Raw genomic sequence first — 16,304 nt, 5'->3', positions numbered from 1 at the left:
AACGAACACCTCGCAGGACGGGTCCGGAAGGGTCGAGATACTGTCCAGAAGCCCTGCAATTGCATCCGCGGGCAAGGCATCAAAATCGTGGCTTTTCCAATAGTTTCGCGCGCCGGGGGTCAGCAGGGGGTCAAAAGCGGCCTGCCAGTCGACGAAGGCGTGCGGCGAGATTACGTCCACGATCGGGTCTCCGAGGGCGCGCAGCGGCTCCATCGCGGCTTCGCCGTTTTCGATGGGACCTGCATAGCAGGCGGCAAAGATTAGCACCTCGCGCCCGTGCCAGTCTTCGGGAAGGAAGGGCAGGGGAGGGGCCTTGCGCATCACCGTCCAGACCGTCAACTCGTCAGGCGCAGTGTCAGCGATCCGCGCGTATTCGGGCAGCAGAGCGGGGCCCTGCTCGATCGGATGCACCACAAGGCCGGACAGTACCTGCGGCCCCAGCGGGTGCAGGTGGAACTCGAACGAGGTAACCACGCCGAAATTGCCGCCACCGCCGCGAATGGCCCAGAACAGGTCCGAGTGGCTGCTTTCCGACGCGGTCACGATCGAGCCATCGGCCAGAACAACCTCGGCCGAGATCAGGTTGTCGATGGTCATGCCGAACTTGCGCGTTGTCCAGCCAAAGCCGCCGCCCAGTGTCAGCCCGGCGATCCCGGTGGTCGAGTTGATGCCCGTCGGAACCACCAACCCGTGCGCCTGCGTCTCTCTGTCAACGTCACCCAGAACCGCGCCCGGCGCCACACGCGCGGTGCGCGCCTTCGGGTCGACATGCACCGATTTCATCCGTGACAGGTCCAGCATCACCGCATCATCGGCTACCGCATGTCCGGCGATCTGGTGACCGCCCGAGCGGACGGACATGATCAGCCCTGCCTCGCGCACGAAATTCACGGCCTTTTGCACATCGCTGGCCCCGAGCGCCCGGATCACAAAGCCGGGTTTGCGGTCGACGATGCTGTTCCAGGTGGTGCGGGCACTATCGTATTCGGGGCTGCCGGGAAGAAAGACGGATCCACGCAGCGACGCGTCCAAAGCGTCCAGCGCGTCTTGGTCCACGGATTTGGTGCTGCCGTTCAGCGTTATCAGGTCAAACATGATCAGTCCTCCAGATCAGGTGGACAGGTTTCCTGCGGTGCTGCCTCGGGCAATGGGTTGTGCGGCCCATTCGAGCGAAGGGCGCGCAATGCAAATTTGGTCGTGTCAGGCGAAGATGCCGGGATCGATCCGATCAACAGGCGTGATGACGTCAGCCGGAATGTTCAGACGCTTTGCCGCCTTGCGCAGGCTTTCCGCGTCCGGCGCCTCGTATAGACAATAGGTTTTTCGCTTGTCCGCGCTCAGGAACGAGAAAATCCACTCGATTCCTTCTTCGTCGTTGATTTCCTTGATCTTTACCTTGTCATCGTCGCCAAGCTCAAGCTGTTCGGCGAAGTTCCGTTCGATGATGTACCTTGGCATTATGCACCCCCCTGCGCATGTGCTCGGAGTCTAAGACGCGGATCCTTCAAGTTTTGACCTAAGGGAAACCATACCCAATTCCCGGGCAGTTGCCAACGCTTCGGCCTCAAGCGACAGGGCCGAGCGCAGATCCTGAGCGCGACCGCGACGGCGAAGAGCCCAGGCGCGCGCGGCTTGGCTGTGGGCGATCCACGGCGGCGCGGCCATCGCTGTGTCCACTTGCATCGCGGTTTCGAACAGCTCGTCGGCGGTGTCCCAATCACCCAACGCGGCGGCCAGCGCTCCCAGCCGCCGGGCCGCGGATCCGGTGCAGACGGTTGTCGCGCCGGCCGTGATCGTCAGGTCCCGGTATGGCAGCAGCTTGTCGATCAGCGTTTGGGCATGGTGCGTGTTCTCGACCGCGACGCAGATATCCGCCAGATAGGACAGCGTGGTCGAGTACATCGCGTCCTGAGGCAGGTCAAAACCGGTGTCCGCGATCTCATTGAGAATACGCTCGGCGGGCTCGCGAAACCCCAGTTCGGCGGCTATCAGGCCGAATCCGGGTTTCCAGCTGGTTTCGCCGGGGCTGTCGGACATGAGCCGCTTGATCACAGGGGCCACTTCATGCAACCGGGCCTGCTCGCGCCGGATGGTGAACATCTGAACGCCGTAGACACCCTCGACATGGGCGCCGTGAGTCTGCCGCCCGATTTTGACGGCTTCGCTCGCATAGGTCTCGGCGCGTTCAAAATCGCCATCCAGGATGGCCACCATTGCACGGGCATGGATCTGGACCCAGTACAGCTGTCGGTGGTTGTCCTTGTCCGAGATCTCGGTCAGCAGTTTCAACGAGGTGTCGACCAACTGGCGGTCCGCCATTTCGGCACCGACAAACAGGCTCAGGGTACGATCGCGACCCTGATCGATGTTTCCAAGCTTTTCCGCCACTTCGTGCATGGATTCGAGGTTCTTGCGCCAGTTCAGCCGATCTTCGCCCTGGCGCGCCACGAAGGGAGCGCCGAAGCGGGTCATCATGACGGCGAACCGGGATTTGTGATCGCCCAGCCGGGCGGCCAGTTCCATGCATTGCTGGCCATATTTGGTGCCCTCGGCAAAGTCGCCGATGAACATGTAGGCGCGGGCGATCTGGGCCATCAGACGACACCGCCGAACCTCATCTGTCGGCGGCAGGCTGTCCAATGCCTCGAAGCACAGGCTGATCGCCTGGCCGTGCCGTTGACCGGCCATCATGCATGAATCGGCGAAATGATGCGCCGCGTCGGCAGCAAGGTCCGTCCGGCCTGAGTGCCGGGCGGCGTCCGAGGCTTCCTTCAGTTTGGCGATTCCTTCCGGCAACCTGCCTGCGCTGTCGTAGCTGCGCCCAAGCAGCAGGTTTCCAACGATCGTCTGAGGGCTTTTTTCGTCGCCGAGTTTTTGCGCGGCCTTCAGGGTTTCCGTCGCATTGGCCAGGGCTTCCTGGCTGGCCGACCGTGACAGGGCCATTTCTGTCGCCGCGCGCCACCGGTCATAGGCGGCAGCCCAGTCTTCGGCCTCGGTCAGGTGCCGGGCGGCCAACTCGGGGCGTCGTTCAATCTCGGCCGACCGCAACTGCATCAGCGCGCGGGCGACATTGGCGTGTTGGGCCTTGCGCGTGCTGCTGAGCATGGACTGATAGGCGGTGTCCCTGATCAATGCATGGCGGAATACATAGTGCCCTTTGTGGTGCCCGCTTTCAAAGACCAGTCCAGCGCGACACAGCTCAGCCAGACAAGTGTCGAGCTCTGCCGGGGCTTCCGGCATCGACGCGGCAAGCAGAGCCGGTTCGAACTCGCGACCGATAACGGACGCGGCAAGAGCCGTTTGTTTGGCGTCGGGCGATACGGCGTCCAACCGGGCCATCAACGCTCCGCTGAGGGACGAGGGCACGTTCACACCGACCCCGCCGGTTTCGTGTATGGCGCGGGTCAGTTCCTCGACAAAAAGCGGCACGCCGTCGGTTTTGTCGACAATCAGGTCGACCAATTCCGGATCCGGATCGCGTCCCGAGACACGTTGCACCAGATGGGCGACCTGCTCGGCATCAAGCCGCCCCAGATGCAGGGTTTGCACATGGCTGTCCCCTTCGGTCTTCTGCATTTCCCAGCCGGGGCGATGCGTGATCACGATCAGAAGGGGAAGGTCGACGCACAACGCTTTGAAACGATCCAGCAACGCGTGGGTCGAGGCGTCGATCCAATGGGCATCCTCGACAAACAGGATGACCGGACGTTGGACGGCCCGGGCCTTTACCGTGGTGATCAGCGCTTGGATCGTCAGGTCGCGCTGTTCCTGGGGCGACAGTTGCAGGACCTGCTGGGCCAAGGTGCTGCGCGGGGCGACCAAAGCGGCGAAGGCAGGTAGAACAAGGTCCAGATCCAGTCCTTGCCGCTGGGCCAGCATGTCGTGAACACTCTCCTGCACCCTGTCGTCGTCAAAATCCGGGTCGACGCCCGCATCCTGAGAAATCCGTTCGGCAACCGGGTGAAACGGGCTGCTGGTCAGATAGGGTGAGCAGTTCAGTCTGATGATGTCGGCCTTTTGGACCACACTTTCGTCCTGCAGAAACTCCTCGATCAGGCGCGACTTGCCGATTCCCGCTTCGCCTGACAGCAGGACCACTTCGCCTTTGCCGTCCTGCGCGTGATTCCAGGATTGCAGAAGGATGCCCTTTTCAAAACTGCGGCCGATCAGTAACCCGTGGGCACCATCCCCGCGAACCGCATGGAACCGGCTTTCGGCGCTGCGCTCACCCATGACCTGAACCAGGTCGTGGGCGACATCGAAGCCTTTCAGGGGCACGCTGCCCAAGGATGAAACCTCGAACACGCCATCCAACGACCCTGTCAGGTCTGCACGGGGCATGACGACGGCGTTTGCCGGGGCTTTTTCCTGCAACCTGGCGGCCAAGTTCAACACCGGTCCGGTCATGGCGCCTTCTTCGAACGAGTTTTCACCGATCGCGTCACCGACAACCACGTCGCCGCTGGCGATGCCGATGCGCACGGCAAGCGGGGTTCCGTCGGGCGTCGTCATCTGCCGGACCCTTCGCACGGCTTCGAGGCCAGCTTTGACGGCCCGAATGGCGTGATCCTCATAGGCGCGGGGCCACCCGAAAAAGACCAACAGCCCGTCGCCAAGGTATTTTGCGACATATCCTCCATACCGGCTGACAGCACCTGCAACGGAATCCTGGTATCGCTGCAACAGGATCCGCATGTCTTCGGGGTCGATCCGGTTGGTCAATTCGGTCGAGCCGACGAGATCGGCAAAAAAGACCGTCAGATGGCGCCGCTCGGCCGGAGCGCGCGACGGTTGCCCATCCGTGTCGGGCCGTATTTCGGCTGCGGCTGCTGCGATGTCAGATGTTGGCTGCTCGGGTGTTTGTTCATCAGACAGGACGCGGGCGGCAGCCAGAATGACCTTGCGGTGTCCGAGGCTGACTCCAAGCTCTCGGAGATCGTCATTGGTCAGCAGAGGCAATACGCGTGCATCAACGTCATTTTCCGCAAAGGTCTCTGCGTATTGGCCCAGACCAAGATCGTTCAGCCATGTTTTGACCGTGAACCCCATTGACGGATCATGCGTGGTTGCAATTCGTCAATCAAGCGTGAGGAATAAACTTTACATAATCATGATTACGCGGCTCAGGGATCAGAACTCATTCCGCGGCCCACGTGATCCGGTCAGGCGCGGTCAGTCTTTGCCAAGCGTCATATTGCGACAGAAACACCTGCCCGTTCAATTCATCGAGGAAATGCGACTGCTTCAGGCGGTCCATGACCGGGCCTTTGACCTCACTCAGGTGCAGCCCGACACCCATGTCGCGCAGGCGGTGGTTGATCGCCTCAAGGCTTTCGAGCGCTGAGAAGTCGACCTCGTTCACCGCCGAGAACATCAGTACCACGTTGCGGATCTCGCAACCCTCGGTCACGCGCGACTGGATCAGATCCTCGAGGAAGCGGGCATTCACGAAATACAGGCTTTCATCCACCCGCAACGTGACCAGCGTGGGGTCGGTCTGGACCTTGTGGCGCAGGATGTTGCGGAAGTGTTGAGTGCCCGGCACCAGCCCCAGTTCGGCCACATGTGGACGTGAAGTCTTGTAAAGATGCAGAAGGATCGAGATTGCCACGCCGCTGGCAACACCCGCTTCGACGCCGGCCATCAGGGTCAGGACGATTGTAGCGGCGACGGCGGTGAAATCGGCCCGTGAATAGCCCCAGGTCTTTTTGAGGATTGAAAAATCCACCAGGCTAAGCACCGCCACGATGATCGTCGCGGCCAGCGTCGCCTTGGGCAAGAAATAGACAAGCGGGGTCAGGAAGAGTGCGGCAACCGCCAGCCCAACGGCGGTGAAGGCACCGGCCGCCGGGGTCTCGGCGCCCGCGTCGAAGTTCACCACCGAGCGCGAGAATCCGCCGGTGACCGGAAAGCCCCCGGTGAAGGCGGCGCCCAGATTGGCCGCGCCCAGGCCGATCAGTTCCTGGTCGGGATCGACGCGCTGACGTTTCTTGGCCGCCAGCGTCTGCGCGACCGAGATGCTTTCGACGAAGCCGATGATCGAGATCAGGATGGCGGGCACCAGCAGCGCGCCGATCAGGTCCGAGGACAGCCCCGGCAGGGTCAGCGGAGGCAGGCTTTGGGGCACCTCGCCCACGATCTTGACGCCGCGCGCGTCCAGCCCGAAGGCCCAGACCGCCATCGTGGTTGCCACTACCGCCACCACAGGCCCGGCCTTGGTCAGCACATCGGCCAAAAGCGGCGGTACGCCCATGCGCCGCAGCGCGGGTTTGAGGTTCTTGCGCACCCAGAACAGGAAGGCCGTGGCCAGTGCGCCGATTACCACCGTAATCCCGCTGGTCTGGTCCAGATGCGCCAAGATAGAGCCCAGCATCTCGGGCAGGGTATGGCCATGCGCGCTGACCCCCAGGATGTGTTTCAACTGGCTGGTGGCGATCAGAATGCCCGAGGCGGTGATGAAACCCGCGATCACCGGATGAGACAGGAAGTTGGCCAGAAAGCCCAGCCGGAACACACCCAGCAACACCAGGAACCCGCCCGACAGAAAGGCCAGTGTCAGCGCCGCCACCGCATAGCCGGCGGTGCCCTGTTCAGCCACCTGCCCCACGGCGGATGCGGTCAGCAGCGACACCACCGCCACCGGACCCACCGCCAGCGCCCGGCTGGTGCCGAAGATCGCATAGAGGATGATCGGCACGATCGAGGCATAGATACCCGCCTCGGGCGGCAGCCCCGCCAGCAGCGCATAGGCCAGCGATTGTGGGATCAGCATGATCGTCACGATCACCGCGGCGATCAGGTCATTGGACAGCGCCGCCCGGTCATACCGGCGGCCCCAATCCAGAATTGGCAAGTATCGCAACAGGTTGTGCATCGGTTCCACGTTCAAGAGGGCACAGGGCGGGTGTTGGATGGCGCAGGGCAAGAAGCCCTAGCGACCTATTCGGCCGCCACGTTCAGCGGCTCGGGCTTGGCCATCCATTCCTTGCCCTTCAGCATCGCCGACCAATAGACCGGCGGCAGCAGCTTTTCCTTGAGGACCCAGGCCGCGCGGCTGGGTTTGGTGCCGTCGATCAGGAACTTAGGGAAGCTGGGCTTCAGGACACCGCCATAGCCGAACTCGGCCAGCACGATCTTGCCGCGTTCCACCGTCAGCGGGCACGAGCCGTAACCGTCATAGGCCGCCACCGGGCCGCGGCCCTCGATATCGGCCACGATGTTGTCGGCCACCACCGGCGCCTGCTTGCGGGCAGCGGCCGCGGTTTTCGCGTTCGGCGCGTTCATCACGTCGCCCAGCGACCAGATGTTGTCAAAGCTCTTGTGGCGCAGCGTGGACTGATCCACATCGACCCAACCCGCCGCATCTGCCAGCGGCGATACCCGGATGAAGTCCGGCGCCACCTGCGGCGGGCAGACATGCATTATGTCGAACTCGACCGTCACCTGCTCGGGCTGCTCGTCGGGCTTGGCGACCTTGAACGTGGCGGTTTTCGCCGCCCCGTCCACCGCCACCAGATTGTGGAAGAAGTTCAGCGTGGCGTCGTATTTCCTGACATACTCCATCAGCGCCGGGACATAGTCCTTGACCCCGAACAGCACCCCGCCCGCATTCATGAACTGGATGTCGATATCCTTCAGAACCCCGCGTCGGACCCACGCATCGCCCGACAGGTACATCGCCTTTTGCGGCGCGCCCGCACATTTGATCGGCATCGGCGGCTGGGTGAACAGCGCCCGTCCCACCTTCAGCCCTTCGACCAACTGCCAGGTATAGGGCGCCAGGTCATAGCGATAGTTCGAGGTCACGCCGTTGCGGCCCAGCGTTTCCTCCAGCCCTTCGACCGCACCCCAGTCCAGCTTGAGCCCCGGAGTCACCACCAGACGGTCGTATTTGACCACTCGGCAACCATCCAGAATGACGGCGTTGTTCTGTGGCTCGAACGCGGCCACGGCGGCCTTGATCCATTTGACCCCGCGCGGGATCAGCGCGCCCATGGTCTTGGCCGTCTGTTCCGGCGTGAACACGCCGCCGCCCACCAGGGTCCAGCCGGGTTGATAATAGTGCACATCCGACGGGTCGATGATGGCAATCGACAGGTCGGATTTGCGCGCATGCAGGCTGGCGGCGGTGGCGATGCCCCCTGCCCCGCCGCCCACGATCACCACGTCAAAGGACGCGTCGCCGGTGTCGGTGGGCGTCTTGCCGCCATTGGCGATGCGGCGGGCCACGCCGCTCATGTCATATCCGGCAGCCTTGGTTGAGGTCAGGATGTCAGGCAAGGCTCGGCCCTGCGCGGCCTCGTGCAGCGACCAAAGCGTGGCCGAGCGCGTGCCCGTCCGGCAATAGGCCAGGATCGGACCTGGCAGTTCGGTCAGGGCTTGACCGAAGGCCTGCGCGTCCTCATCCCGAACCAGGCCAGTCTGGACGGGAACGTACCGGGCTTCGATGCCAAGCTTTTCTGCAGCGGCCTCGATTTCCTCGAATGTCGGTTGGTCGGACCCTTCACCGTCGGGGCGATTGCAGATGATGGCGCGGAAGCCCGCGGCCTTGATCGCCGGGATATCGGCAAGCGTTACCTGTGGCGACACCGAGAGTGCGCCCGAAATCTTTCGGATTTCCATTGTTGTCTCCTGCGGTCAGATCTTGTTGACCGGAACCTTGAGCATCTGGTTGCCGTCCTTGTCGGTCGGGATGTCACCCGCCCGGATATTGACCTGGATCGACGGGATGATCAGGGTCGGCATCGCCAGCGTCGCGTCACGCTCGGTGCGCATCTTGATGAACTCGTCCCGCGACTTGCCGCCGCCCACGTGAATGTTGTGCGCCTTTTCCTCGGCCACCGTGGTTTCCCAGCGAATGTCGCGGCCGTTGGGGCCGTAATCGTGGCACATGAACAGGCGGGTTTCGTCCGGCAGGCTCAGCACCTTCTGGATCGAGTCATAAAGCGTTCCCGCATCTCCGCCCGGAAAGTCGGCTCGGGCCGAACCACCATCGGGCATGAACAGCGTGTCACCCACAAACGCCGCATCGCCCATCACATGCACCATGCAGGCCGGTGTATGGCCCGGTGTGTGCATGGTGAAGGCGGTCATGTTGCCGATCTTGTAGGTCATGCCATCGGTGAACAGTGCATCGAACTGGCTGCCGTCACGCTGGAACTCGGTGCCTTCGTTGAAGATCTTGCCGAAGACCTCCTGCACGATCTTGATGTTCTCGCCAATGCCGATCTTGCCGCCCAGCTTTTGCTGGATGTAGGGCGCCGCCGACAGGTGATCGGCATGGGCGTGGGTCTCGATGATCCACTCCAGTTTCAGGCCCTGCTTTTCGATCTCGGCGATCAGCAGGTCGGCATGTTCGAATGTGATCCGGCCAGCGGCATAGTCGATGTCCATCACGCTGTCGATGATCGCGCAGGCGTTGGATGTCGGGTCCGAAACGATGTAGCTGATCGTCGCCGTGGCCTCGTCGTAGAAGCCCTGAACCTTGGGTTTGACGCTCAGATCAACCGGATATGCGGAAATTGGTGTCGCGATTGCGTCAGCCATTTTCTGGTTGTGGGTGTCGATTGCCTTTTGGTCGGTCATGATCGTGCCTCCTCTCTGACGCTCAGGCCTTGGCCGAACGTGAAATCAATGGTTGCCCTTGCAGAATGCGCGCCAGGGCCAGCCCGGCGGCGACCGCGCCCAGAAACAGCAGAACCTCCCACCGTCCGGTGCCCAAGGCCGGAATTGCCGCGCCCGGGCAGAATCCTGCGATGCCCCAGCCCACGCCAAACAAGGCTGACCCGCCGACAAGCTTCATGTCGATTTGCTTTGCGCCCGGAATCTGGAACCGGTCCGCAAAAAGCGGCGCGGCGCGTCGCCATATCAGGCGATAGCCGATGAATGTCACCACCAGCGCCCCGCCCATAACGAAGGCGAGGCTGGGGTCCCAGGTTCCGGCCAGATCGAAGAAGTTCAACACCTTGGCCGGGTTCATCATGCCCGAGATCGCGATGCCTGTGCCGAAGACAAGGCCGGTCAGGAACGTATGGAACAGTTTCATTGCCTCACCCTCCGAATACGTGGCGGATCACGAAAACCGTGATGGCGGCAGTTACCATGAAGGTCGGAACGGCAACCAGGGACCGGGTCGACAACCGCGACAGGCCGCATACTCCGTGACCCGAGGTGCACCCCGAGCCGAGGCTGGCGCCCAGACCGACGATGACTCCGCCGACCACGATCATCAGCGGGCTGATCGGTACCTCGATGGCCGGCATGGAGCCGGTCAACACGTAGATCAGACCCGGCGCAACGATCATTCCGGCAACAAGCGCCAGACGCCAGGAAAACTCGGACCCGCTGTCAGGAAAGACCAGACCGGACATGATACCGGTGGCACCTATGATGCGGCCGAGGCCCAGCATCAACAACACGGCGCCCAAGCCTATCAGCAGGCCGCCGCCAAAGGATGCAAAAGGCGTGAATACGGTTTCCATATTATCTGGTCCTGCAGGTTTTGATGCCCAAAAGCGTGTACACTGGGCAGAATTTCATGGTCGCGGTCAACAGCATGATGATGCCGACGATCACAGCGCCATATTTGAAAAGGGGTGCGGCGAACAGGGCCAGCCCGCTGAAGAGTGCAAGGTACAGCAGGACCAACCCAAGAGCCGCGCGCAGCGTGCGGTCGATCGTTCCGACGTTGTTGGTCATATCGCCCTCCATATTCAGGTTTCTGAATGGCATATATGACGCCAGGAGCGTCTCTTCAGTGACAATGTCACGAAAGCCGAAAAGATTCCCGAAAAATCAGGTGCTGTGGGCCAAAGCTTGCAAAGCCGTTGTGTCGGTGAGCGTTATCTTGCCCCGGGTTTGCGAAACCAACTCGCGTTTCTGGAAGTCGTGCAGCACCCGCGAGACAACTTCACGCGCGGTTCCCAGTTCGCTGGCCAGTTGTTGATGTGTGGCCTGCACCTCGTTCGCGGGATCGGCCAATGCAAGCAGACGTTCCGCCAGCCGGACATCGATCCGGCCGAAGGCGACGTCATCGACAACGCGCAGAAGGTCGATCAATCGGCGGGAATAGGCCTGGAACACGAAATCGCGAAACGCGTCCTCTTCCGCGGCAAGGCGGTCGAAGGCGGGCTTGGGCAGGACGATCGCGGTGACATCTGTTTCAGCAATGCCTTCAGCGTTATAGGCCTCTTCGGCCAGCATACATGCCGTGGTCAGCACGCAGCTTTCGCCGGCTTCGACCCGATACAAGACGATTTCGCGCCCCGTATCCGAGCTTTGTGAAACGCGGATCCGGCCTTCGTACAGAAACATGAGGCTGTCCGGCACATTGTCGGGCCCGAACACCTGGGCCCCGTTCGGGAACTTCACGATCCGCGCGGCCGCGCGCAACCGGGCGCGTACCGCATCGGGCAGGTGGCTGGTTCCGTGGAACCGCTGGGTCCAGTCAGTGATTGTCATGTGGCTGCTTGCATGGGTGGCCCAAAGCCCTCGTAGATCATTACGGTTCTGCCGTCTTTCGCCCGGCCTAGACGATACGTTCGTAACAACGCGTCCTGTGCACCTACCGCATGGCCTAGGACAGAACCGTGGTCGCGATCAAGGGAAAGCGCCCGAAGGTGCCTCGGGTCTATCCTGTCAGTCGCGACCCAGATCCTTGAGGATCGGACAATCCGGGCGGTCATCTCCGGCGCATTCCTGGATCAGGTACGACAGTGTTTCGCGCATGGCTTTCAAACCTTCGATCTTGGCATCGATCTCTTCGAGGTTCTGTTTGGCGATCCGCTTGACGTCCGCGCTGGCGCGATGCTTGTCCTCGTACAGCGCCAGAAGCGAGCGGCAGTCTTCGATGGTGAACCCCAGCGACCGCGCGCGCCCGATGAACGCCAGCTTGTGCAGTTCTTTCTCGTCGAAATGGCGGTATCCATTGGTCGAGCGTCTGGGTTTGATGAAACCGATATCCTCATAATACCGGATGGTCTTGGCCGGCAAACCCGAGCGTTCGGCGACGTCCCCGATGTTCATGGCGGCTCCTTTCCTATTCGGCGGGTGTGGGTGCGTGTGCAATGGTCTGCGGTTTGCGGTCGGATCCGCTCGGCGGCCGGGCCGCCTTGACCCAACGCAGCCGCAATGCGTTTGACAAGACGAACACGCTGGACAGCGCCATGGCGCCAGCCGCCAAAACCGGGGACAGCAAGGGTCCGCCAAAGGGATAGAGAACTCCCGCGGCCACCGGGATCAGCAGCGTGTTGTAGCCAAAGGCCCAGAACAGGTTCTGCCGGATATTGCGCATGGTGCGCTGGCTGATATCGAAGGCGTTGACCACGCCGATCAGATCGCCCGACATCAGCACCACGTCTGCGGCCTCGATCGCAACGTCGGTCCCGGTGCCGATGGCAATGCCGACATCCGCGGCCGCCAGCGCCGGAGCGTCGTTGATCCCATCACCGACAAAAGCCAACTTGCCGCCGTTCACGCGCAGGTTTTCCAGTGCAGCGACTTTGCCTTCGGGCAGGACTTCGGCGACGACTGTGTCGATCCCAAGCTGTGCTGCGATGGCATCGGCCGTCGCCCTGTTGTCGCCCGTGATCATCGCCACTTTGAGCCCCAGCGCATGCAAGGCTTCGATGGCCTCCGGTGTGCTGGGCTTGATCGGGTCGGCCACCGCGATTGCGGCGGCAGCGGTTCCGTCGATTGCGGCGTAGAGCGGTGTTCTTCCTTTGGCGGCCAGCGACGCGCCGTGATCTGACAGCGCACTGATGTCGATGCCTTCGCGCTCCATCAGACGATCGGCGCCGATGAGGATGCTGTGCCCTTCGACGACCGCTTGAACCCCATAGCCGGTGATCGACTTGAAATCCTCGGGCTTCGGCAGATTCAGGCCGGGTGTCTCGGCCGCGCGCACGATGGCGGTGGCGATCGGATGTTCCGAAGTGGCCTCGACAGCTGCGACCAGCCGCAGGACGGTGTCCTCATCCAGCCCTTGGGCAACCACAAGATCAGTCAGTTCCGGGCGGCCTTCCGTCAGGGTGCCGGTCTTGTCCACCGCTACAACAGTGGTTTCCTGCAACATCTGCAGCGCGTCGCCCTTGCGGAACAGAACGCCCATCTCCGCAGCGCGCCCCGTGCCCACCATGATCGATGTCGGCGTAGCCAGACCCATTGCGCAGGGGCAGGCAATGATAAGCACCGCGACCCCGGCAACCAGAGCCATGCTGAGTGCCGGGTCCGGTCCGAACAGCAACCAAACAAGGACTGTCACGACCGCCACCGCGATCACCGCGGGAACAAACCAAAGGGTGATACGGTCAACCAAGCCCTGAATGGGCAGCTTCGCGCCCTGAGCCTGTTCGACCATCTGAATGATCTGCGCCAGCATCGTATCCGCTCCGATCTTTTCGGCACGGACGGTCAACGCTCCGGTACCGTTCACGGTGCCGCCTACGACGGTTGCGTCAGAGGATTTCTCGACCGGAACGGGCTCACCCGTGATCATGCTTTCGTCAACATACGAACTGCCGCCCAGCACCGAGCCATCGACCGGGATCTTTTCGCCGGGCCGCACGTGAACCAGATCGCCCACTGCGATCTGATCAATAGGCAGTTCGACGATGCGGTTCTCCCGTTCGACCCGCGCGGTTTTGGCCTGCAGGCCGACCAGCTTGCGGATCGCCTCGCCGGTTCGGCCTTTGGCGCGTGCTTCAAGAAAGCGGCCCAGCAGGATCAGAACCACGATGACCGCGGCCGCCTCGTAATAGACATTGGCCGTGCCGGTCGGAAGGATTTCGGGCGCAAAGGTCGAGATCAGCGAGAACCCATAAGCCGCCGACGTGCCCAAAGCGACCAGCGAATTCATGTCTGGCGCACCCTTGGCAAGTGCTGGAAAGCCCTTGGTGTAGAATTGAAGACCGGGCCCGAACAGGACCAGTGTCGTCAAGACGAACTGAATGTAGTGGCTGGCTTGCAGACCGATGGTGCTTGCAATCAGGTGATGCATGCCGGGAATGACATGCGCGCCCATTTCAAGGATGAAAACCGGCAAGGCCAGGATTGCCGCAAACCCCGTTCGCAGTGCCAGTTTGCGGATTTCGTCAGCTTTTCGATCCTGCGCCGCTGCCTGAGCCGAGTTGCGCGGTGTTGCCGGGTACCCGGCCGCGTTGGCCAAGGCAGCAATCGCTTCAGGTGTCGTGGCGCCCGCTGCAAACTGGACGGTCGCGCTTTCCGAGGCGAGGTTGACCGACGCCGCCAGTACCCCCTGCCCGGCAAGCAAAGCCTTCTCGACCCGGCCGACGCATGAAGCACAGCTCATGCCTTGGATGTTGAGCGTGACGGTCTCGGTCACGGCTGGATAGCCCGCCGCCTCCATCGCCTGTGCGATGGATTTGACATCAGCCGGAGCATGGAAATCCACCTGGACGCTCTCATTCGCCAGGTTTACGGCAGCCGAGTCGACGCCCGGAACCGCGCTGAGCGCACGCTCAACCCGGGCCACGCAAGACGCGCAACTCATCCCCTGAACCTGAAATTTGGCATGTGAATTATTGGCCATGTCGTCACCACGATTATCCGGTCGACCCTGTACATAAGGGTTCCAGCAAGTGGAAGGTCAAGGCCCTCTGCGGAATATCCCTGCGCACCAAGCAAACCATCCCGTCAGGGCAAGAGCAGTTTGCTGCTGTGCTCCGTCGGCAACAGGGCAACGATGGATGGCGGCGGATCCTTGGTGAATTGAAGCGGGATCGCTTGGATGCGAGGGTATCACGCAAAGAGAATCACTTGGGAATCGGAAAGGTGCGGCATGACAACGAGGAAAGCATTGATTGGGCTATGCGCGCTGTCCCTGATTGCCGCCTGCACCGAGACCACGTCGATGTCCGGCGACAAAGCCCCCGGTGACCTTGCCAAAGTGCCCGAGGGCGTGGTCGAGATCGCCGCGCCGGGCCAGGACCTGACCGCCGTTCGCATCATGCCCGAAGACGGTTGTTACTGGTACCGGTACGTGGGCCCGGTCGAAACGACATACCTACCGCTGAGAACCGCCGATGGCCGCCCGATCTGCGCCCGGGCGTGACGGATCAGCTGCTGGCAGTCGCAAATCTTTCGGGTGGGTAAAGATGAGCCGTCGCGCCCGGCTGCACCCGGTCATACAGGCCAATAATATGGGCCATGACCATACGTACACAGCCTGAGCTTGCCCGCCCGCCGATAGACCGGGAATAGGGTGTTCCGTGGATGCGCAGATATGTGTCGCGATTGCCCTGAAACAGGTAGAAAGCGCGTGCGCCCAAGGGGTTGTTGGGTCCGCCGGGCATTCCGTCGGCAAACTGCGCATAGTCCTGCGGATCGCGTTTGATCATGTCTGCGGTCGGGGTCCAACGCGGCCATTTGGCCTTGCGCCGGATGGTATAGGTCCCGGGTTCGTAGAGATTGCCACGGGCGATCGCCACGCCGTATCGCATCGCGGTTCCGCCCTCTTCGATGAAATACAGGTAGCGCGCGACCGCATCCACGTGAATGTCACCGGGCACCAGCGACCGGTTGGTCTCGACCCGTTGCGGCAGAAACCGGGGATTCAGCCCCCAAGGGTTCGAGGTGGCCGGGTCATAGTTGGCCGGCGTCACCTGCCTGTCCCAAGCCGCCCATTGAGATGCGGTCGACGCTTCGGCCGATGTCGCGCCAAGAATCGGTTGCGAGAAAACAGCAAGCGAAGTCGCAACAAAATGTCTTCTGGTCAGCATGTCTGCACCTCCAGTCGCCTTGCCGTGGCAGCAAGAAAAAAGATCGGACTAAACGATTCCCTGAAACAGACCCCGAGTCCATTCACTTGTTCGTTTGACGCAAAACCTTGTCGCAACTGGTGTTTTGAGGTCGTGCACAAACGGCTGCCGAAAGCCGCGCATCTGGATCAGACGAGTTTTTGAACCGCCCCGGGTGGGTTGTCATAAAACTGTTACGAAAGCGTTACATAAGCTTCGCACGCCCGGACTACTGCACTCAACAAGGCCGCAGGGGGCGGCCAAAGCTGATTCTCAGGAGTGACCATGACCACCATCAAACTGACCGCTTCGGTTCTGGCAATCACCGCGATCGCCGCGTCCGCTGCCTCGGCGCGCGACGCCATCCGTATCGTCGGATCGTCGACCGTATTTCCGTACACCCAAGCCGTGGCCGAGCAGTTCGCCAACAACACGGGCGCTGCTTCGCCCATCGTCGAATCGACCGGTACCGGCGGCGGCATGAAAATCTTCTGCGAAGGCATCGGCGAAAACACTGCCGACATCACCGGCGCATCGCGTGCCATGAAG

Annotated in this window: 15 protein-coding genes; 2 read left to right on the top strand and 13 right to left on the bottom strand. The window is 61.9% G+C overall.

Going from position 1 to position 16,304, the window contains the following annotated elements; translation table 11 throughout:
- The 12 genes from AC2FM5_RS16420 to AC2FM5_RS16365 form a co-directional block, all read right to left on the bottom strand.
- On the bottom strand, window positions 1-1,095 hold a 1,095-nt coding region (locus AC2FM5_RS16420), incomplete at its 3' end, for an FAD-binding oxidoreductase (RefSeq protein WP_496736852.1).
- A 105-nt stretch (window positions 1,096-1,200) separates the two neighbouring features.
- Entirely contained in the window at window positions 1,201-1,458 is a 258-nt protein-coding gene (locus AC2FM5_RS16415; protein WP_093963294.1) for a DUF4242 domain-containing protein, read from the bottom strand.
- A gap of 30 nt (window positions 1,459-1,488) precedes the next feature.
- Window positions 1,489-5,049 (bottom strand): AAA family ATPase, encoded by a 3,561-nt coding sequence (locus AC2FM5_RS16410; protein ID WP_496736850.1) that lies wholly within the window; start codon window positions 5,047-5,049, stop codon window positions 1,489-1,491.
- An 88-nt stretch (window positions 5,050-5,137) separates the two neighbouring features.
- Window positions 5,138-6,874, bottom strand: coding sequence for a SulP family inorganic anion transporter (locus tag AC2FM5_RS16405; protein ID WP_170435927.1), 1,737 nt, complete (start codon window positions 6,872-6,874; stop codon window positions 5,138-5,140).
- A gap of 65 nt (window positions 6,875-6,939) precedes the next feature.
- Window positions 6,940-8,622: a bifunctional protein tyrosine phosphatase family protein/NAD(P)/FAD-dependent oxidoreductase gene (locus AC2FM5_RS16400; protein WP_496736849.1), complete on the bottom strand. Its 1,683-nt coding sequence runs from the start codon at window positions 8,620-8,622 to the stop codon at window positions 6,940-6,942.
- 15 nt (window positions 8,623-8,637) lie between these two features.
- On the bottom strand, window positions 8,638-9,522 hold the full coding sequence (locus AC2FM5_RS16395; RefSeq protein WP_170341794.1) for an MBL fold metallo-hydrolase: 885 nt from the start codon (window positions 9,520-9,522) through the stop codon (window positions 8,638-8,640).
- Window positions 9,523-9,607: 85 nt separating this feature from the next.
- Entirely contained in the window at window positions 9,608-10,045 is a 438-nt protein-coding gene (locus AC2FM5_RS16390; RefSeq protein WP_170365771.1) for a DUF6691 family protein, read from the bottom strand.
- Between the two features lie 4 nt (window positions 10,046-10,049).
- Window positions 10,050-10,481, bottom strand: coding sequence for a YeeE/YedE family protein (locus tag AC2FM5_RS16385; protein WP_496736846.1), 432 nt, complete (start codon window positions 10,479-10,481; stop codon window positions 10,050-10,052).
- A gap of 1 nt (window position 10,482) precedes the next feature.
- A complete protein-coding gene (locus AC2FM5_RS16380) occupies window positions 10,483-10,698 on the bottom strand; it encodes a YgaP family membrane protein (RefSeq protein WP_170421196.1) in 216 nt (71 codons plus the stop codon).
- 96 nt (window positions 10,699-10,794) lie between these two features.
- The gene (locus AC2FM5_RS16375; protein WP_496736844.1) at window positions 10,795-11,460 is read right to left on the bottom strand and encodes a Crp/Fnr family transcriptional regulator; all 666 of its coding nucleotides are present in this window, start codon (window positions 11,458-11,460) and stop codon (window positions 10,795-10,797) included.
- Window positions 11,461-11,637: 177 nt separating this feature from the next.
- Window positions 11,638-12,024 (bottom strand): Cu(I)-responsive transcriptional regulator, encoded by a 387-nt coding sequence (cueR, locus tag AC2FM5_RS16370; RefSeq protein ID WP_496736842.1) that lies wholly within the window; start codon window positions 12,022-12,024, stop codon window positions 11,638-11,640.
- Between the two features lie 13 nt (window positions 12,025-12,037).
- Complete coding sequence (locus AC2FM5_RS16365) at window positions 12,038-14,548, bottom strand: heavy metal translocating P-type ATPase (protein ID WP_496736840.1); 2,511 nt, start codon at window positions 14,546-14,548, stop codon at window positions 12,038-12,040.
- 249 nt (window positions 14,549-14,797) lie between these two features.
- On the opposite strand from AC2FM5_RS16365, the gene AC2FM5_RS16360 reads away from it, so the two are divergent.
- A complete protein-coding gene (locus tag AC2FM5_RS16360; RefSeq protein ID WP_170341585.1) occupies window positions 14,798-15,070 on the top strand; it encodes a hypothetical protein in 273 nt (90 codons plus the stop codon).
- 4 nt (window positions 15,071-15,074) lie between these two features.
- Here AC2FM5_RS16360 and AC2FM5_RS16355 read toward each other — a convergent pair whose 3' ends face one another.
- Window positions 15,075-15,737, bottom strand: coding sequence for a L,D-transpeptidase (locus AC2FM5_RS16355; RefSeq protein WP_093963303.1), 663 nt, complete (start codon window positions 15,735-15,737; stop codon window positions 15,075-15,077).
- A 303-nt stretch (window positions 15,738-16,040) separates the two neighbouring features.
- Here AC2FM5_RS16355 and AC2FM5_RS16350 point away from each other — a divergent pair.
- Window positions 16,041-16,304, top strand: a 264-nt coding sequence (locus tag AC2FM5_RS16350; protein WP_496736838.1) for a substrate-binding domain-containing protein, incomplete at its 3' end; no start/stop codon positions are given.

It is taken from the genome of Ruegeria sp. BHSA162, from assembly GCF_059613385.1.
The sequence above is the reverse complement of the archived record's forward strand: the minus strand, read 5'-3'. Positions and strand labels throughout refer to the sequence as shown.